The 15,448-nt window shown below is 67.7% G+C and carries 19 protein-coding genes and 1 pseudogene; 7 read left to right on the top strand and 13 right to left on the bottom strand.

Going from position 1 to position 15,448, the window contains the following annotated elements; all coding sequences use genetic code 11:
• Positions 1-135 precede the first annotated feature (135 nt).
• The 3 genes from ACHL_RS01060 to ACHL_RS01050 all read left to right on the top strand — a co-directional run bounded on the left by ACHL_RS01060 (position 136) and on the right by ACHL_RS01050 (position 2,420).
• Positions 136-1,086, top strand: a complete 951-nt coding sequence (locus ACHL_RS01060) for a matrixin family metalloprotease (RefSeq protein WP_012630949.1) — start codon at positions 136-138, stop codon at positions 1,084-1,086.
• Between the two features lie 81 nt (positions 1,087-1,167).
• Positions 1,168-1,890 carry a VIT1/CCC1 transporter family protein gene (locus tag ACHL_RS01055; protein ID WP_012630948.1) on the top strand — a complete coding sequence of 241 codons (723 nt, stop codon included), beginning with the start codon at positions 1,168-1,170 and terminating at the stop codon, positions 1,888-1,890.
• Between the two features lie 50 nt (positions 1,891-1,940).
• Positions 1,941-2,420, top strand: coding sequence for a hypothetical protein (locus ACHL_RS01050; RefSeq protein ID WP_012630947.1), 480 nt, complete (start codon positions 1,941-1,943; stop codon positions 2,418-2,420).
• Between the two features lie 2 nt (positions 2,421-2,422).
• Here the strand turns inward: ACHL_RS01050 and ACHL_RS01045 are convergent, their stop codons facing one another.
• The 7 genes from ACHL_RS01045 to ACHL_RS01015 all read right to left on the bottom strand — a co-directional run bounded on the left by ACHL_RS01045 (position 2,423) and on the right by ACHL_RS01015 (position 8,149).
• Complete coding sequence (locus ACHL_RS01045; protein WP_012630946.1) at positions 2,423-3,712, bottom strand: MFS transporter; 1,290 nt, start codon at positions 3,710-3,712, stop codon at positions 2,423-2,425.
• Positions 3,713-3,887: 175 nt separating this feature from the next.
• Entirely contained in the window at positions 3,888-5,300 is a 1,413-nt protein-coding gene (locus ACHL_RS01040; RefSeq protein ID WP_012630945.1) for an MBL fold metallo-hydrolase, read from the bottom strand.
• Between the two features lie 182 nt (positions 5,301-5,482).
• A complete protein-coding gene (locus tag ACHL_RS01035; RefSeq protein ID WP_012630944.1) occupies positions 5,483-5,845 on the bottom strand; it encodes a thioredoxin family protein in 363 nt (120 codons plus the stop codon).
• Between the two features lie 69 nt (positions 5,846-5,914).
• Positions 5,915-6,211 (bottom strand): rhodanese-like domain-containing protein, encoded by a 297-nt coding sequence (locus ACHL_RS01030; protein ID WP_012630943.1) that lies wholly within the window; start codon positions 6,209-6,211, stop codon positions 5,915-5,917.
• Positions 6,212-6,260: 49 nt separating this feature from the next.
• A complete protein-coding gene (locus tag ACHL_RS01025; RefSeq protein WP_012630942.1) occupies positions 6,261-6,602 on the bottom strand; it encodes a rhodanese-like domain-containing protein in 342 nt (113 codons plus the stop codon).
• Positions 6,603-6,623: 21 nt separating this feature from the next.
• Positions 6,624-7,535, bottom strand: a complete 912-nt coding sequence (locus ACHL_RS01020) for a sulfite exporter TauE/SafE family protein (RefSeq protein WP_012630941.1) — start codon at positions 7,533-7,535, stop codon at positions 6,624-6,626.
• A complete protein-coding gene (locus ACHL_RS01015; protein WP_012630940.1) occupies positions 7,535-8,149 on the bottom strand; it encodes a rhodanese-like domain-containing protein in 615 nt (204 codons plus the stop codon). Before ACHL_RS01015 ends, ACHL_RS01020 begins: the two co-directional genes overlap by 1 nt.
• Before the next feature lie 123 nt (positions 8,150-8,272).
• Here ACHL_RS01015 and ACHL_RS01010 point away from each other — a divergent pair, with 123 nt between their 5' ends.
• Together ACHL_RS01010 and ACHL_RS01005 are read left to right on the top strand one after the other, a co-directional pair.
• Positions 8,273-8,530, top strand: coding sequence for a metal-sensitive transcriptional regulator (locus tag ACHL_RS01010; protein WP_012630939.1), 258 nt, complete (start codon positions 8,273-8,275; stop codon positions 8,528-8,530).
• A 12-nt stretch (positions 8,531-8,542) separates the two neighbouring features.
• A pseudogene (locus tag ACHL_RS01005) lies at positions 8,543-8,764 on the top strand (DUF302 domain-containing protein); the annotation flags it as partial.
• A 41-nt stretch (positions 8,765-8,805) separates the two neighbouring features.
• On the opposite strand, the gene ACHL_RS23310 reads toward ACHL_RS01005, so the two are convergent.
• The 4 genes from ACHL_RS23310 to ACHL_RS00985 form a co-directional block, all read right to left on the bottom strand.
• Positions 8,806-9,240, bottom strand: a complete 435-nt coding sequence (locus ACHL_RS23310; protein WP_012630938.1) for a hypothetical protein — start codon at positions 9,238-9,240, stop codon at positions 8,806-8,808.
• A gap of 83 nt (positions 9,241-9,323) precedes the next feature.
• A complete protein-coding gene (locus ACHL_RS00995) occupies positions 9,324-9,821 on the bottom strand; it encodes a MarR family winged helix-turn-helix transcriptional regulator (RefSeq protein ID WP_012630937.1) in 498 nt (165 codons plus the stop codon).
• 99 nt (positions 9,822-9,920) lie between these two features.
• Positions 9,921-10,853 carry a carbohydrate kinase family protein gene (locus tag ACHL_RS00990; RefSeq protein WP_012630936.1) on the bottom strand — a complete coding sequence of 311 codons (933 nt, stop codon included), beginning with the start codon at positions 10,851-10,853 and terminating at the stop codon, positions 9,921-9,923.
• 2 nt (positions 10,854-10,855) lie between these two features.
• Positions 10,856-11,695, bottom strand: coding sequence for an alpha/beta hydrolase (locus ACHL_RS00985; RefSeq protein WP_050767061.1), 840 nt, complete (start codon positions 11,693-11,695; stop codon positions 10,856-10,858).
• Between the two features lie 197 nt (positions 11,696-11,892).
• On the opposite strand from ACHL_RS00985, the gene ACHL_RS00980 reads away from it, so the two are divergent.
• Together ACHL_RS00980 and ACHL_RS00975 are read left to right on the top strand one after the other, a co-directional pair.
• Positions 11,893-12,561, top strand: a complete 669-nt coding sequence (locus tag ACHL_RS00980) for a cyclodeaminase/cyclohydrolase family protein (protein WP_043793667.1) — start codon at positions 11,893-11,895, stop codon at positions 12,559-12,561.
• A gap of 119 nt (positions 12,562-12,680) precedes the next feature.
• Complete coding sequence (locus ACHL_RS00975; protein WP_043794312.1) at positions 12,681-13,469, top strand: IclR family transcriptional regulator; 789 nt, start codon at positions 12,681-12,683, stop codon at positions 13,467-13,469.
• A gap of 21 nt (positions 13,470-13,490) precedes the next feature.
• On the opposite strand, the gene ACHL_RS00970 is transcribed toward ACHL_RS00975, so the two are convergent.
• Both ACHL_RS00970 and ACHL_RS00965 read right to left on the bottom strand, forming a co-directional pair.
• Positions 13,491-14,462, bottom strand: coding sequence for a glycerate kinase family protein (locus tag ACHL_RS00970; RefSeq protein WP_012630932.1), 972 nt, complete (start codon positions 14,460-14,462; stop codon positions 13,491-13,493).
• A complete protein-coding gene (locus ACHL_RS00965; RefSeq protein WP_012630931.1) occupies positions 14,459-15,448 on the bottom strand; it encodes a 2-hydroxyacid dehydrogenase in 990 nt (329 codons plus the stop codon). The genes ACHL_RS00970 and ACHL_RS00965 overlap by 4 nt, the downstream gene beginning before the upstream one ends.

Here is a 15,448-nt window from a genome sequence, read left to right as displayed (position 1 = left end):
GCATACCCGCCGGAACCGGGAGCCTGGCCGCCCCTAAGCTGAAGAGGATTCATCGGCAGGCGGCACGGGGGATGGCGGGTGGGCGGTTCAGGCAGGGACGGCGATACATGGCAGGGAGCGCCCGACGGCGGCCCGATGCCAAAGGTGCGCCGGTCACCGAGCGGGCGGATCCCGCAGTGGGCCATCGACGAGGCGTTCGGCCGGCAGGCACAACAGGCTCCCTGGCGCGCACCGGAACCGGCACCCCACAACGCCGGACGCCCGGCGTTCGGGCGTGCGCCCCGGCCGCACGGGCCCCGGAAGCGGCGGCTGCTGCCCGCGCTGGGCGTGGCGCTGGTCATCTGCCTGTACTTCACGCCGTCGTTCCTTAGCCGCGTTGTCCTTCCCTTCGCGGCACCTTACCTGCCGGGGGCAACGGTCCCGCCGCCCGGGTACGAGGCCGCGTCCTCGCCGCTGGGGACTCCCCCGGCCAGCACCGGCTCCACGGCTTTCGTCCTGCAGGAGTCGCCCGATCCCGGCCAGCGGTTCGCCGCCTACGATCCGTGCCGCCCCGTCCACTACGTGGTGCGTCCGGACTTCGCCGTACCGGGCGGCGACGCCCTGATCCGGGACGCCGTTGCAGCGACCTCGGCGGCCACCGGCTTACAGTTCGTGTACGACGGCACGTCCACCGAAGCGCCGGCGGATGAACGGGAGGCCTTCCAGCCGGACCGCTACGGCAAGCGCTGGGCACCAATATTGATCACCTGGTCCACGCCGCAGGAATCCCCAGGTCTCGCGGGCGACATCGCGGGCGACGGCGGCAGCACCTTCATCCAGGCACCCGGCCAGCCGATGGTCCTCGCCGCCGGCCAGATCCGGCTGGACGCACCCGACCTCGCAGGCATCCTGGCCAGCCGCCCGGACGGAACGGAACAGGTGCGGGCCATCATCATGCACGAACTGGGCCACGTTGTGGGCCTGGACCACGTCAGCGATCCGGCCCAGCTGATGCACGCGGACAACGTGGGCGTGGTGGACTTCGCCGCCGGGGACCGCGCCGGGCTTGCACTCCTGGGCAGCGGGCCGTGTGTTCCCCAGCTCTAACGGCCCGGTCCGTCCCGGGCCGCGGGTAGGGTATGCAAACCTGCGTAGCCGGGAGCGGCCGCCGGTGTTTTACTTTCCCCTATGACTGAGTTGCTGAAGCAGCACCCCAATGAACCGCACGACGACAGCATTGCTGCGCGCCTGAACTGGCTGCGCGCGGGTGTCCTTGGAGCCAATGACGGCATCGTGTCAGTTGCTGCGACGGTGGTGGGTGTTGCCGGCGTGACCAACGATGTCACTCCCATCCTGATAGCCGGGGCGGCCGCCGTGGTGGGCGGTGCCGTGTCCATGGCGCTGGGCGAGTATGTGTCCGTCAGCAGCCAAAGCGACAGCCAGCGGGCGCTGATCGAGAAGGAACGCCAGGAGCTCCACGACGATCCCGACGGCGAACTGGAGGAGCTTGCCGCCATCTACCAGGCGAAGGGACTCACCGAAGCCACCGCGCGCACGGTGGCCGCAGAGCTTACCGAGCACGATGCGCTGGGCGCGCACCTGGAAGCCGAACTGAAGATTGATGAGGCCAGCGTCGCCAGCGCCTGGCACGCTGCTTTCGCCTCAGCCATCGCCTTCACCATCGGTGCGGTACTCCCGCTGCTGGCGATCCTGCTGCCTCCGGCCGAAATCCGGGTTCCCCTCACCTTCGTGGCAGTCGTCGTCGCCCTGGCCATCACCGGTACGGTCAGTGCCAGGATCGGTGGCAGTTCGAAACGGAAAGCCACCCTGCGCCTGGTCATCGGCGGTGCCCTTGCCATGGCGTTCACCTATGGCGTTGGCCTGCTGCTGGGGACCACGGGGATAGCCTGACTCCAGCACGCCTGATCCGGCGTGACCGCCCCGTCCGAAGGAAACATTGCATGATGGAAATCGGCGGCCTTCCGGCCCACATCCTCCTGGTCCACGGGGTGGTTGTCCTTGCCCCGCTGGCTGGCCTGATGGCAGTGGTCTTCGCGCTCTGGCGCCGCAGCAGGTCCTATCTGGCCTGGCCATTGGGCGTCCTCGCCGTTGTGCTGGTACCGCTGTCCGTCCTCACCCCGGAAGCCGGTGAGCAGCTGGAAAAGGCGAAACCCGCATCGGACCTGGTCAGGGAGCACGCCGAGCAGGGCAGTTTTTTCCGGTACGTGACGGTGGTTTTCCTGCTGGTGGCGGCTGCGCAGATTCTGGCCGCGTTCCCCTCCGCCGTGAGCCGCTGGCAGGCACTCCGCGGAGCCGGGCGCCTGCTCGCGGCCCGCTGGCTTGTTCCCGCCACGTCCGTCCTCGGAGTAATTGCGGGGCTGTTCCTGGTTTACGAAGCCGTGGTGACGGGCCATTCCGGGTCGGCGTCGGTCTGGAGCTGAACCTAAGGCAGCGCCGCAGCGGGGCGGTGGTCGCCGCCGCGCATCCGCACTGCCACGACAATCCCGGACACCGCGGTGATTCCGGCGACGGCGGCGACAGCCACCGGAATTCCGTACAGGTCCGCGATGAGCCCGGCGAGCAGCGCACCTGCGGCGAACCCGGCGTCGCGCCATAGACGGTAAATCCCGACGGCGCGTGCCCGCCACGCTGGGTGGGCGACGTCTCCGATGCTGGCCAGCAGGGTGGGATACACCATGGCGGTGCCGATGCCGAGGACGACGGCGGCCCCGAGCCATGCCTCGAAGGTGCTGCCTGCCGCGACCATTGCCAGGGCTGCGGCCTGTACCAGCATGCCTGCGGCTATGAACCATTTGCGGCCCCAGCGGTCCGAGGCGGCACCGGTCACCAGCTGCGCGGCTCCCCACACGGCAGGGTAGGCGGCGGCAATGATGCCGATCTGGCCCACGCCCAGGCCGGCGCCGGCAAACAGGACGGGGAAGAGACCCCAGGCGAGCCCGTCGTTGAGGTTGTTGACCAGGCCGGCCTGGCTGGCCGCAGAGAGGGAGCGGTCCCTGAAGCTGGTCAGGGTGAACACCTGGCCCGTGCTGAGGCCGGCTCCGGCAGCACCGGGTGCGGCGGGTGTTCCGGACGCCTCGGCGAAGGCATGGTGGTGGGTTTCGCGGACGGCCAGGACTGTCAGGCCCAGCCCCAGGGCGATGTAGGCCGCTCCGAGGAGGAACGGTGCCGGCCGGAGCCCGTAGGTGGTGGCGAGGTAGCCGGTAGCCAGTGCCGTGGCAGCCACGCCAAGGTAGCCGGCCGCTTCGTTGAAGCCCATGGCCAGGCCCCGCTGGCGCGGGCCCACCAGGTCCATTTTCATGATCACGGCCGTGGACCAGGTCAGGCCCTGGCTGATGCCCAGCAGGACGTTGGCCGTTACGATCCAGCCCCAGGAGGGGGCGAGGATCAGCATGGCGGGGACCGGGAGTGCTGCCAGCCAGCCGGCGACGAGGACGGGCTTGCGGCCGTATTTGTCGGAGAGCGTCCCCGCAAAATAGTTCATTGCAGCCTTGGACAGCCCGAACGCGAGGATGTACGTCAGCGCCCCGGTGTAGAGGTCCAGGTGGAAGGCCTCCGTGGCCAGGAGGGGCAGGACCGTGCGTTCCTGTCCCAGGGTGCCGCCCACCAGCGCGTTGACGGCAACCAGCAGCATGAACTGGGCCAGGTTCTGACGCAGTCCCAGCACCGGGCGCCGCGTCGCTGCGGGGTTTTCGGGACGTGTGCTGCCGGGCATGCGCGGGCTCCGTTCGGTGGGCATGAAGGTGCCCGGGCGCGCTTGGGGGAAGCGCACCCGGGCGGGTTGCCCCAAGCGTTGGGGGTAACGCTCGGGGCGTGCCCGCGCCGTTCGGGGAAACGTGCGCGGGCGGAGCCCGGGCGGGAGGGGGGTCCTGCCCGGGCGGTCTGTGGGGTTAGTGGGCGGCCACGGCGTTGGGCCGGGACTGCCGCCACATGCTCCAGGCCGCGTAGCTGCCGTCAAGTTCGACGATGTCGTACCCCGCACGGCGCAGGGCGCTGGCTGCTACGGAGTTCCGGACGCCGGACTGGCAGTAGGTGACGATGGTGCCGTTGGCGGGAAGCTCGTCCAGGTGCCACATCACACGGCCGCCGCTGAGCTGGTACGAGCCCGGAATGTGGCCGGCCGTGTGCTCGGTCTTGTTGCGGACGTCCAGGACCATGGCGGCGTCGAAGCCGTCCAGTTCTTCGGGCTGGATGAGCTTTGGGGTAAAGGTGGGCAGTTCCTCGATGCCGGTGACGTAGCCGGCCACGTTATCGATGCCCACGCGTACCAGGTGGTCCCACATGTCCATGGCCTGGTCCTGGCCGCTGGCCAGCAGCACCAGCGGGTTCTTGTCAGTTTCCGGGTTCACCACCCAGGCGCCGTAGCTGGCCACTGATTTGCCGGCCGGAACGTTCAGTGACCGGACCACGGTGCCTTCATGGACCTCGCTGTTGGACCGGGTGTCAATGAAGGTCAGGGTGTCTTCGTCGAGGCCGGCGGCCACGATGCCGGTGGAAAGCTCCGGCAGCGGGGTGCGTTCACCCATGACGGCCGGGCCTTCACGGTTTTCGCGCTTCATGCGGCCGAAGTAGGCGTGTGCGTCCGGCTGTCCGTCGAGGAGTTCATCGATGAAGCCCTGCTCGTCGTTGGCGGCCAGGTACGGCCCCCACCAGGCGTAGAGCCGTTCGTAGCCCACCGTGGAGGACGGGATGGCACCGAGGGCCTTGCCGCAGGCGCTGCCCGCGCCGTGGGCGGGGTGGACCTGGACGTAGTCCGGGAGGGTGAGGAATTTGTCCCGCAAGCTGGCGAAGAGCTGCTTTGCACCCTCGAAGCGGGTATCGATGCCGCCGGCGGCCTCGTCCAGCAGGTCCGGCCGGCCCAGGTCGCCGGAGAAGACGAAGTCACCGGACAGCAGGTAGCCCGGCTGGTCACTGAAGGCACCGTCGGTCACCAGGAAGGACAGGTGCTCGGGGGTGTGGCCGGGGGTGTGGAGGGCCTTGATGGTGATGTTGCCCAGCGTGATGGCGTCGCCGTCGTACAGCCGTTCGCCGTCGAATTCGTACTGCCAGTCCGGGCCGCCTTCGCCGGAAACGTACACCTTGGCACCGGTCGCGGCTGCCAGTTCGCGGGTGCCGGAGAGGTAGTCGGCGTGGATGTGGGTTTCGGTGACGGCCACGATCTTCATGCCGTTCTTCGCTGCGAGGTCCTGGTAAACGGCGATGTCGCGGCGTCCGTCAACCACAATGGCTTCACCCTTGGCCTGGCAGCCGATCAGGTAGCTGGCCTGGGCGAGGTCTTCGTCGTAGATGCGCTCGATAAGCATGAGGTGCTCTCCTTCGGTTGGAAAGGTGGTGGGGATCTGCATCCAGTATAGATACCCCCGGGGGTATGCTGCAACTGGATTACGGCCTGGGTTTTTCCTGCAAAGAGCCTTGGCAACAGGTGCAGGAGGCCTGATGCTGCGCGATGGTTTGACTGGTGCCGGCTGGCTTGCCAGAGCCGGACTCAGGCGTGCTGGATCCCGGCGTCGTCGCTGGCCTTGTCCATGTCCAGGGCCTTGACGGCCTGGATGACTTCCTCGAGGCCGGTGGCGTTGAGGGCGCCCGGCTGGGAGAAGACGAGGGTCTTGTCCTTGAAGGCCATGAGGGTGGGGATGGAGGTAATGTTCGCTGCGGCCGCCAGGCCCCGCTCGGCCTCGGTGTCCACCTTGGCGAAGGTGATGTCCGGGTGGCGTTCGGCGGCGGCGCCGTAGGTGGGGGCGAACATGCGGCAGGGGCCGCACCAGGCTGCCCAGAAGTCAACGAAGACAATGTCGCTGCCTTCCAGGGTCTGGGCAAAAGTATGTTCGGTGATATCGATGGTGGCCATGGCCTGTGGTGTCCTTTCGGGGAAGCGTTTGGTTGCGATGGTTTTGCCGGTGCCGCTACGGGGCGGGGCTTAGGTGGTGGGAAGTCCGGCGCGGGCCCAGGCGGTCATGCCGCCGGCCATGGTGTCGGCTTTGTAGCCGGCGCCGCTGAGCGCGTCGGCGACGGCGGCGCTGCGGTTTCCGCTGCGGCAGACGGCGATCACGGGGACCGCGGGGTCGAGCTCGCCCAGGCGGGCCTGCAGCTGGCCCATGGGGATGTGCAGGGCGCCGGGGATCATGCCTTCAGCCACTTCGAAATCCTCGCGGACGTCGAGGACGTTGTCGGTGGCACGGCGCTGGTCCGTCTCGGTGATGGTGATTTCAGCCATGAGGGGTCTCCTTCGAAGTGGTTTGTTGCTGGAGATGGTGGGGGTGTTGCTAGCGGACGGGCTCGCCAGCCTGGCGCCAGGCAGCCATGCCGCCACGCACCGAGTAGGCTTCGAAACCCTGTTCGGCGAGAGCCCGCGCCGCGGAGGCGGACCGGATGCCGGAGGCGCAGACCGTGATTACCGGGCGGGTCTTATTGATACCGGTGGTACTGGCCTGCAGCCGGTCCAGGGGGATGTGCTTGGCCTGGAGCGCCCGCCCGGAGCGCCATTCCTGCGCGGAGCGGACATCGATCAGCGCAGCACCTGAGGAGAGGAGGCGCTTGGCCCCAGCCACCGAAATGGTTTTGTAGGGTTTGCCGAAAGCTTTCTTCAGGGAGCTGATAAGGCCCATGGCGTGCTCCGGTAGAGGCGATCAGGCGGGTGAGGGTATGTCGCTGCTGCGGCGGCCGCTGCGGTTCCGGAGTGGGCAGGAGCCGATGAAGAACCAGCAGATGCCGGCGGTGGCTGCGGTGGCTGCGGTAAGGGCTGCCACGCCCGCGGCGATGGGCCATTGCAGGCCGGGCGGGGCCTGCTGGATCAGGACGAAGGTGCCCATGGCCAGGACGAACCAGCCGAAGCTTTTGCGCAGGGCCGCTTCGGGGATCTTCCCTGCCAGCTTTGAGCCGATGAGGCTGCCGACGATGGCTGCGGCGGTGACGCCGAGGGTGATGCCCCAGTCAAGCTGGACGGTGGTGAGGTAGCCGGCGAGCCCGGCGAAGGATTTCATGGCGATGACCACCAGGGATGTGCCGACGGCAACGGACATGGGCAGGCCGCCCAGCAGCGCCAGGGCAGGTACGACAAGGAAGCCGCCGCCCGCGCCGACGAGCCCGGTCACAAGGCCGACGACAACGCCGTCCAGCAGCACCCTGCCAAGGGGCAGTTCGTGCTTGACCGGCTCCGCCGCGCCGTCGTTCTTCTTCTTCCGGCCGCGCAGCATGGCCACCGATGTGGCCACCATCATCACGGCGAAGGCGATCAGCAGGATCTGGCCGGGGATGTGCCCGCCCAGCAGGCCGCCAACGAACGCGCCGGCCATGCCGGCGGCGCCGAAGATCAGGCCGGTCCGCCACATCACCCTGCCGCCTCGGGCGTGACTGATCACGCTGACCGCGGAGGTGACACCGACGACGAACAGGGACGCCGCGATCGCTTCCTTGGCCTCGAACCCGGCCACGTAGACCAGGATCGGGACGGTCAGGATGGACCCGCCGCCGCCCAGGACGCCGAGCGATAGACCGATCACCACCGACAGGGCAAGGACCAGGAGCAGGGTGAGACTCATCAGGCTGCGGCTTCCGTGCTCTTGTTGCTGACCGGCAGGCCGAGGATGGCGCTTTCGCGGGTGGGCTCTTTGGCCGCCTTGTTCCAGGGCATCGCCGAGATGGCCTTGCCCATGGCGCAGGTGTTGGTGGCTGCGGAGAAGGTCAGGCCGGTGCCGATAACTCCGGCGAGCGTCCGGATCTTCGGGGAGACAAACTTGCCGCCGGCCAGGCCCAGCACCACCAGGGAACCGGCCACCAGGCGCACCTGGCGTTCGAGGTCCCAGCGGTCCTTGCCCTTGACCACGTCACCGCCGGCACCGGCGTACCCGGGCGCTCCGCCGGTCAGGACGTAGGCGGTCTCGATGCCGGATTTGGCCAGGCGCTGGCGGGCCTGTTCTGCGCGGATGCCGGACTGGCAGACCAGGACCACGCGGGACCCCAGGCGGGCAGCTAGCTCATCAGTGTGCTCGGCCAGGAGGGGCAGCGGCACGTTGTACGAGCCGCGGATGTGCATGGACTCGAATTCGGCGGCGGAGCGGACGTCGATGACCACGAGGTCCTGGTGTTCCGTGATCCAGGACCGCAGGGTCTCGGGGGCGAGTGCGGTCACGGCTGCGGCGGAAGGGGAAGTCATGAAGAGCCTCTCGGGAGGTGTCGGTTGGATACCCCACCGAGTATTACAGATACCCCCCGGGGTAGTCAAAACACCCTAGGGGGTATACTGTTTCCACGACCCGCCCACGCTTGGAGGACCACCTTGGAACTGAACCCCACCGAACTGACGCCCGTAATCAACCGCCTCAAGCGCGCCCAGGGCCAGCTCGCAGCCGTAACCCGGATGCTCGAAGAAGGCCGGGACTGCAAAGACGTCGTCACCCAGCTGGCGGCGGTGTCAAAGGCGCTGGACCGCGCCGGCTTTGCGATCATTGCCACCGGATTGGAGCAGTGCATTGTCCAGAAGGACGAAACCATGGACCGGAAAGAGCTTGAGAAGCTCTTCCTTTCCCTCGCCTAAACGGAACAGCAGCCGGCACTGGCCAGCCGCGCGCTGGCCGCGGAGCCGGAAATGGGCGCCCTGCTGCCCTGCAACGTTGTGGTTCGCCGCAAAAGTTCAGCGGACTACACCACGGTGGAGGCCATCGATCCACAGACCATGGTGCAGCTCAGCAGCACCCCCGCCGTGAGGGACGTGGCAGACGACGCCGGCACGCGCCTGCGGGAAGCGCTCAGAGCCTTGGCAGCAAGCTGATCACCGGCCGCACAGAAAAGGGCCTGTAGCCCCTTCGGGAATCAGGCCTCTGCCTGCAGGCCCAGGGAGGGCAGGTGGGCGGGACCGGCCAACGGTGCCATGGCGGCAGTAGCGGGAAGCCCCAGCCCATCCGGCAATGCAGGCGCGTCCGTCAGTGCGGGACGCCGCAGGTACTCGTCGAGCTCCTCGGGGCTGAGGCCGGCCGCCCTGGCCAGGGCCGCCGCGCTGACGCTGGAGGCCGAGGCGCCGCGGAGGGCCGCGCACAGGTCCTCTTCGGCAGCATCCAGCTCCCACTGGAGTTGCTCCAGCTTGGCGGACGCCAGGGCAACTGCCTTCATCCAGCCGCCGGATTCCGTGGACGCTTCGGTCGCTTCGGCGGGATCGGCGTTGAAACCATAGCTTTCAGGCAGCGGCAGGGCGACGACATCGGCCAGGTGGTCCCGGTTCCGGCTCTGTGGTTCTGCTACCGCTGTCATACCCGCCTCGATCGCTCGTTTACCAAATTGCTAGTCCGCCTAGTATTTAGTACCTCTAGGCAATTGTCCAGCCAATCGGCGAATCAGTCCCGCGCCACCTCGTCCATGGCCCGCCGCATGCGCACGAGGAAGCCGAGGACTGTTTCAAGCTCGTCGTGGTCGAGGGATTCGATAAGGTCGGCGATGGGCCGTCGGGCGTCGTCAAGCGCCTGGACTTCCGCAGCTTCGCTCAGGCCGGTGCTCCGCAGGATGGAAGCGCGCCGGTCAGACGGGTGGGGCTCCCGCACCACAACGCCGCCTGCCACCAGCCTGTCAATCAGCGCAGTGATCGAGGCCGAGCTCAGCCCCAGCAGCGCCGCCAGCTCGGTGGGGCGCATGCCAGGGCCGCGAAGAGTTGCTTCCCGGACGTAGCGCAGGGCGAGGACGTCATTGGCGCCGCGGTCCATGATGGGACGGGTGCGGCGAAGCATCGCAGTTTCCGCAGCGCGGTACTCACTCAAAGCATCAAGGACGTCGCTTGCGTCGATCCGCTTGGCTGCTTCCAGGGTGCTTGCACGTACTGATCCGCCTAAAGGAGCCATGACCCTTCCTCGATCGCCTAGTAACACGCCTGTCAAGCTAAAAATACTAAAGCATCAGGCCGGAAGTGTCGATGTAGGAGCCAACTCCGGGGGCCGGCCTTACGGCAGGGCGTTCATCTCCGCCCGCGTAGGCGGATTGGCGCCGGGCCGGGACACGGTGACAGCTGCTGCGCGGGCAGCGTGGGCCAAAAGTTCCGCCAAGGCCTCCGCGGGCAGTTCACGCAGGTCCTTTCGGTTTTGTGCGCCGTCCAGGCCGCGGTCCACCAATCCCGAGAGCAGCGCAGCCATGAAGGAGTCGCCTGCACCTACGGTGTCCGCCACCTCCACACGCGGTGCCGCGACTGCGGCCTCGCCGGCGGCCGTGATGCCCCACGGACCCTCGCCACCCCGGGTCACCACTACCATCGCGGGCCCCTCGGAACCGCCCAATGCCAGCCACCGCCGCGCAGATTCCAGGACGTCCTGCCCCGGGTACAGCCAGGCGAGGTCCTCATCCGACGCCTTCACAACGTCGGCGAGGGACACAAACTTCTCCGCATGGCGGCGCGCATAATCCACGTCAGCGATGATGCTCGGCCGGCAGTTGGGGTCGTAGCTGATGGTGGCATGCGGGTGGGCGTATTCGACGGCGGCCAGCACCTCGGTGGCACCGGGCGCCAGCATGGCGGCAATCGATCCGGTGTGCAGCAGCGTGGTGCCCTGGAGCATGAAGCCGAGCCGGTCCGCGATGCCGGGGAGCTCCCAGGTGAGGTCGAACGTGTAGGTGGCGGCGCCGTCGTCGTCAATCAGGGCAGTGGCAACGCTGGTGGGCAACTCATCCGGACCCAGCGGGAGCATCACGGAACTGGCGCGGAGGTGCGCGGCCACGGAGTCCCCGTAGGCGTCGCGCCCGTAGCGGCCGATGAACTGCACCGGGTGGTCCAGGCGGGCCAGGCCCACCGCAACGTTAAGCGGGCTGCCGCCCACATGGGCCTCAATTCCCGAGGCGCGCTGGACAACGTCAACAAGGCCTTCGCCGATCACTGTGAGCATGGTCATACTCTGCCAGAGAAGCGGGCGGCGCCGAACTCCGTGTCGCGCAGCAGTTCACACACCAGGTGCCGGCACGCCAGGTACGCCGGCGACGAGATGTCGATCAGCGCAAAGTGGTCCCCGGGGACGCTGACGAAGTGTGCGGGCACCACCGATCCGCGGGTGGCGTCAACGTAGGCCATGGACATTTCCGGCGGCACGTCCTGGTCGGCCTCGGCATGGACGGCATACACGGGAACATCCAGCGGCAGCGCGGCCATGGGGCTGGCCAGGCGGTGCCGGACGGGGAATTCCGACGACGGCCCGCCCAGGAGGTTGGCCACCGCACCGTTGCTGAGGTTGAGCCGCTCGGCGCCGGCGAGGTCCAGGACGCCGGACTGGCTGACCACGCCGGTGAGCCGGACTCCGCCTCCGCCACGCAGGCTGTCCCTGTCCCCCGGGCCGGCCTCCGCCACTTTCTCCCGGCCGGCGGCCCAGACGGCCAGGTGTCCTCCGGCGGAATGGCCCAGGGCCACTACCGACCGCAGGTCCAGGGCGTGCGGTTCCGCGAGCGCGGCCAGGTGGTCGATGCCCGCCGAAATGTCGTCAAACGTGCCGGGCCATCCGCCGCCGTTTCCGGCGCGCCGGTACTCCAGGTTCCACGCGGCGATGCCGTGCTCCGCAAGGTCCCGGGCCAGGGGTTCACCCAGCTCAGCGCCATACTTCGAGCGCCAGTAGCCGCCGTGGATCACCACCACCACGCCCTGGTGCCGGGTTCCCGCGGGAAGGTCGGGGAGGAATAGTTCGCCCCACTGGCTGGGATCTTCCCCGTACTGGTAGCGGTGGCACTGAACACCAGTGATGACGGCCTCCCTTATTGCGTGTTTCCTGTTTTTAGCACGGCCAGGAGCGGTTCGGCGTCACGCCAGGCATGCTTTTGGCCCACCCAACCGGCGCGGACCCCGAAAACCCGGGGACTCGCCGTCGGACATTCGGCAAGAGCGTGCTCCGCGTGACGCCGTTCCGTTTAGGCGAGGCGGATTATGGGCACGCTCCCCACATGGAAGAGCCCGAAGTAACCACCCAACAGTCCACGGTGGAGGACTGGACCAGAGCCCTTGCCGAGTCGACCGGTTCACCCGGCGGCGGCGCCGGGACCGGCGTGATGCTTGCCGTCGCAGCCTCGCTGACCTCGATGGTGGCCGGCTACACCGAACCCGCCGCGGATCAGCAGCAGGCCGTTGACGGCATCAGGGACCGGGCCCGGGACCTCCGGCGACGCGCACTGCAGCTCGCGGATGAAGACGCGACGGCGTCCCGGGCCTTCGGTGCGGCGTTCCGGCTCGAAAAGGGGCCGGAGCGGGACGAGGCAATCCGTCACGCGTCCGTCGCCGCCGCCAAAGCCTCCGCGGTCCTCGGCGCCCGGGCCATCGACGCTATCGAGGACCTCGCCTGGCTGGCGCACGGGGGCAACAAGGCGCTGGTAGCCGATGTCGTCGTAGCGTTCGGGGCCCTGCGGGCAGCAGTGGCTGGGGCCCGCACTAACGTCAGCTTCGACCTTGCGTCTCTCCGGTCCGCCGGCACAACCCTGGAGGAAGTCCGCGAACAGCATCCGGACCTGTGGTCTTCCGTGGAGCGGCTCAGCGGTGCGCTTGAGCGGATCGACGGGTTGGCTGCCGCAATTGATGATCGGGCCGCACCCACCGAAACCGTGCCGACATCGAAGTGAGCGGAGCCTCACCTCTAAATTCCGGGGGCCCGGTCATCGTCCTGTTTCCGTTCTGCACACTCTAGGAATGGGCGGTGGGCAAGTGGCTTCAGATGCGGCCAGCGTCTAGCGTGAGTTCCATGGCGTCCGATGCAGCAGCTAAATCCAGCGGCAACCCTCTGCTAGTGCTGGGCAAGATCACCTCAATCCTGGATTCGTTCTCGCTCTCCAAGCCCGTTCAGTCGTTGAGCGACATCCGCGAGTCGACTCGAATGCCCACGTCTACTGTCCAGCGCCTGGTCACCAACCTGGTTTCGCAGGGGTTCCTTGACCGTGAGGAGGATTCGTACCGCATCGGAATGCGCATGGCTTATTGGGCCGCACCGGCAACACGGGGGATGGAGGTGGTGGACATCCTTAGTCCGTTGCTGAAGACGCTGCGCGACACCACCGGCGAGACCGCCTGCTTCTTCAAGTCAGAGCAGCATTACCGCGTGTGCGTTGCCATGGCAGAAACGCGCCATGCGCTTCGCCGGGAAATGCACCTGGGCAAAATTGCCCCGCTTCACGCAGGATCAGCGGGCCGTGTTCTGCTGGCATGGGACCCCGAGCTGATGGAGGCGGTCCTGCGCGATCCGTTGGCGTCGATCACGGAATCAACCATCACCACGTCCGAGGAGTTGGCTGTTGCGGTGAAGCAGACCCTGCGGGACGGTTTTGCGATAACCGTAGGTGAACGCGAAGACGGGGCCTCCGGCCTCTCCGCCCCCGTTTTCGATTCTGCGGCGGGCCTGGTGGGGGCCGTAACCATCAGCGGGCCAACGCTGCGGATGCCGTTGGAGACCTGCCAGGAATGGGTGGAGCCCCTGCTCACAACGGCAGAACACATGACCCGGCTGATTGGCGGGCGGTTTCCCGGCGAGTCATAACCCGCCAGGAAACGCGACTGCCTAGCCTCTGGCGATTTCCCTGCCCGCAGCCCGCATGGCCGTGGCATCCGTGGCCAGGAGGATCGCGGCGAAGTTTTCCGCGTAATCCCCCAGGTCTTCGGCCAAGGAACCCACGACAGCGATGACCGGAGTTTTACGGCCGGAACTCTGCACCCGTTCCAGGATTGCGGAGATGATTTTTCCTTCGCCGGTCTGGGAATCGAGGCGCCCCTCCCCGACCACCACGGCGTCAGCGGATGCGAGGCAGCTGTCGAAGCCGGCGGCGTCAAGTACTGCATCTGCTCCGGAGACCAGCTCGGCCTCGAAGTAGGCCCACAGCCCTCCAGACAGACCGCCCGCGGCGCCGGTTCGGGGAACCCCGGCAGGGTTGCGGGGAGAGGACGCGGCAAGTGCGGCCAGCCGTTCTTCAAGCGCTTCCACGGCGGCCGGATCCGCGCCTTTCTGCGGTCCGAAAACGCGCGGTGCGTCCAGGAATGACGTGGTGACGTCGGTCAGGACGGTGATCCGGGCGCCGTGAAGCCCGCCTCCATCGATGATGGCCTGCACCGCTCCGGCGCCGCCGTCCGTGGTGGCAGAGCCACCGGCTGCTACGAAAATGTGTTTCGCGCCGAGGGCAACCGCAGCGACAATCATCATCCCTGTTCCGTACGTGCTGGCGGCCACGGCATCGTGCGGCGTGATCCGCCCGGCAGTCAGCCCGCCCGCCTGGGCCACCTCCACGACGGCGTTGCCGTCCTTGGTCAGTCCGATGACCGCTCGCAGCGGCTCGCCCCAGGAATTTACGACGTCGACGCTCACCGCTGCTGCCTGAAGGCTGCGGCACAGTGCGTCGAAGGTTCCCTCCCCGCCGTCTGCAACGGGTAATTGAACGGCACAACCGCCGCCGTCGTTGATGCCTTCGCTGATCGCTGCGGCGACCTCAGCAGCGGAGTAGGTCCCCTTGAAGCTGTCCGGAGCGACGAGGACCGTCATGCCAGCGCTTGGGGGTTGACCGGGTGGAGGGGCAGGCGGCCTTCGGCGATCGCGATGGCGTTGAGTGCGCTGAGCCGTGCCATCTCGCTGCGTACGCGTACGGTGGCGCTCCCCACGTGGGGCAGCAGGACCGTGTTAGGCAGTTCTGCCAGCCCGGCTGCGAGCTTTGGTTCGTCCTCGAACACGTCCAGCCCGGCGCCGGCAATGACGCCGCTGCGCAGCGCGTCTACCAAGGCGGCCTCGTCCACCACCGGGCCGCGGGCTGTGTTGATAAGGATGGCGTCCGGCTTCATCCGCCCGAGGATCTGGGCATCCACGAGGTGCCTGGTGTCCTCGTTGAGTGGAACATGCAGGGACAGGAAGTCACTGCGTTCAATAAGCTCGGACCATGCCACCTGCTGAACCTTTCCAGCGAACTCCCCCAGTTCGTCCTCGCTGACAGGACGGTCCCCCGGTGGCCGCGGCGAGAAGATGACCTGCATTCCGAAACCAAGGGCCCGCCGGGCGGTGGCGCGGGCAATCCGGCCGAAGCCCGCCACGCCCAGCACGGCCCCGGAGACGTCGCGGCCCAGCAGGAGCTCAGGTTCCCAGCCGTGGAACTTCCCGTCGCGGACCAGGCGGTCGGCTTCGACCACCCGTCGGGCAGCGCCGAGGATGAGCAGCATGGCGATGTCCGCGGTCGCGTCAGTCAGTACGCCCGGCGTGTTGCCCACCAAGATGCCGTGCCGGGTGGCGGCGTCAATGTCGATGTTGTTGTATCCCACGGCATAGTTGGAGATCCCCTTGACGCGCGCCCCGGCCAGGAGCGGCGCATCTACCACGTCGCGGAGTTGGGTCAGGACGGCGTCGAAATCGCCTGATGCGCAAAACGCTGCCAAGGTTTCGTAGTCCGGCGGTTCGGGGAGCACGGTGACTTCGCCTGCGTCGGACAGCAGTTGGAACCCCGGGTCGGGGATGGCTGTGGTGACCAGGAAGCGGTGGCCCAT

It is taken from the genome of Pseudarthrobacter chlorophenolicus A6, assembly GCF_000022025.1.
Lineage (GTDB): Bacteria > Actinomycetota > Actinomycetes > Actinomycetales > Micrococcaceae > Arthrobacter > Arthrobacter chlorophenolicus.
Note: the sequence above shows the minus strand (reverse complement) of the source record. Positions and strands in the feature narration are given on the sequence as shown.

Coding starts and splice junctions, on each gene's coding strand:
- ACHL_RS01040 (WP_012630945.1), bottom strand. CDS start 5,300: ATGCTTATCGAGCGCATCTACGACGAAGACCTCGCCCAGGCCAGCTAC.
- ACHL_RS00965 (WP_012630931.1), bottom strand. CDS start 15,448: ATGGGCCACCGCTTCCTGGTCACCACAGCCATCCCCGACCCGGGGTTC.
- ACHL_RS01050 (WP_012630947.1), top strand. CDS start 1,941: ATGATGGAAATCGGCGGCCTTCCGGCCCACATCCTCCTGGTCCACGGG.
- ACHL_RS00970 (WP_012630932.1), bottom strand. CDS start 14,462: ATGACGGTCCTCGTCGCTCCGGACAGCTTCAAGGGGACCTACTCCGCT.
- ACHL_RS00990 (WP_012630936.1), bottom strand. CDS start 10,853: ATGCTCACAGTGATCGGCGAAGGCCTTGTTGACGTTGTCCAGCGCGCC.
- ACHL_RS01025 (WP_012630942.1), bottom strand. CDS start 6,602: ATGGGCCTTATCAGCTCCCTGAAGAAAGCTTTCGGCAAACCCTACAAA.
- ACHL_RS00995 (WP_012630937.1), bottom strand. CDS start 9,821: ATGGCTCCTTTAGGCGGATCAGTACGTGCAAGCACCCTGGAAGCAGCC.
- ACHL_RS01015 (WP_012630940.1), bottom strand. CDS start 8,149: ATGACTTCCCCTTCCGCCGCAGCCGTGACCGCACTCGCCCCCGAGACC.
- ACHL_RS23310 (WP_012630938.1), bottom strand. CDS start 9,240: ATGACAGCGGTAGCAGAACCACAGAGCCGGAACCGGGACCACCTGGCC.
- ACHL_RS01055 (WP_012630948.1), top strand. CDS start 1,168: ATGACTGAGTTGCTGAAGCAGCACCCCAATGAACCGCACGACGACAGC.
- ACHL_RS01035 (WP_012630944.1), bottom strand. CDS start 5,845: ATGGCCACCATCGATATCACCGAACATACTTTTGCCCAGACCCTGGAA.
- ACHL_RS01045 (WP_012630946.1), bottom strand. CDS start 3,712: ATGCCCGGCAGCACACGTCCCGAAAACCCCGCAGCGACGCGGCGCCCG.
- ACHL_RS01030 (WP_012630943.1), bottom strand. CDS start 6,211: ATGGCTGAAATCACCATCACCGAGACGGACCAGCGCCGTGCCACCGAC.
- ACHL_RS00980 (WP_043793667.1), top strand. CDS start 11,893: ATGGAAGAGCCCGAAGTAACCACCCAACAGTCCACGGTGGAGGACTGG.
- ACHL_RS01060 (WP_012630949.1), top strand. CDS start 136: ATGCCAAAGGTGCGCCGGTCACCGAGCGGGCGGATCCCGCAGTGGGCC.
- ACHL_RS01020 (WP_012630941.1), bottom strand. CDS start 7,535: ATGAGTCTCACCCTGCTCCTGGTCCTTGCCCTGTCGGTGGTGATCGGT.
- ACHL_RS00975 (WP_043794312.1), top strand. CDS start 12,681: ATGGCGTCCGATGCAGCAGCTAAATCCAGCGGCAACCCTCTGCTAGTG.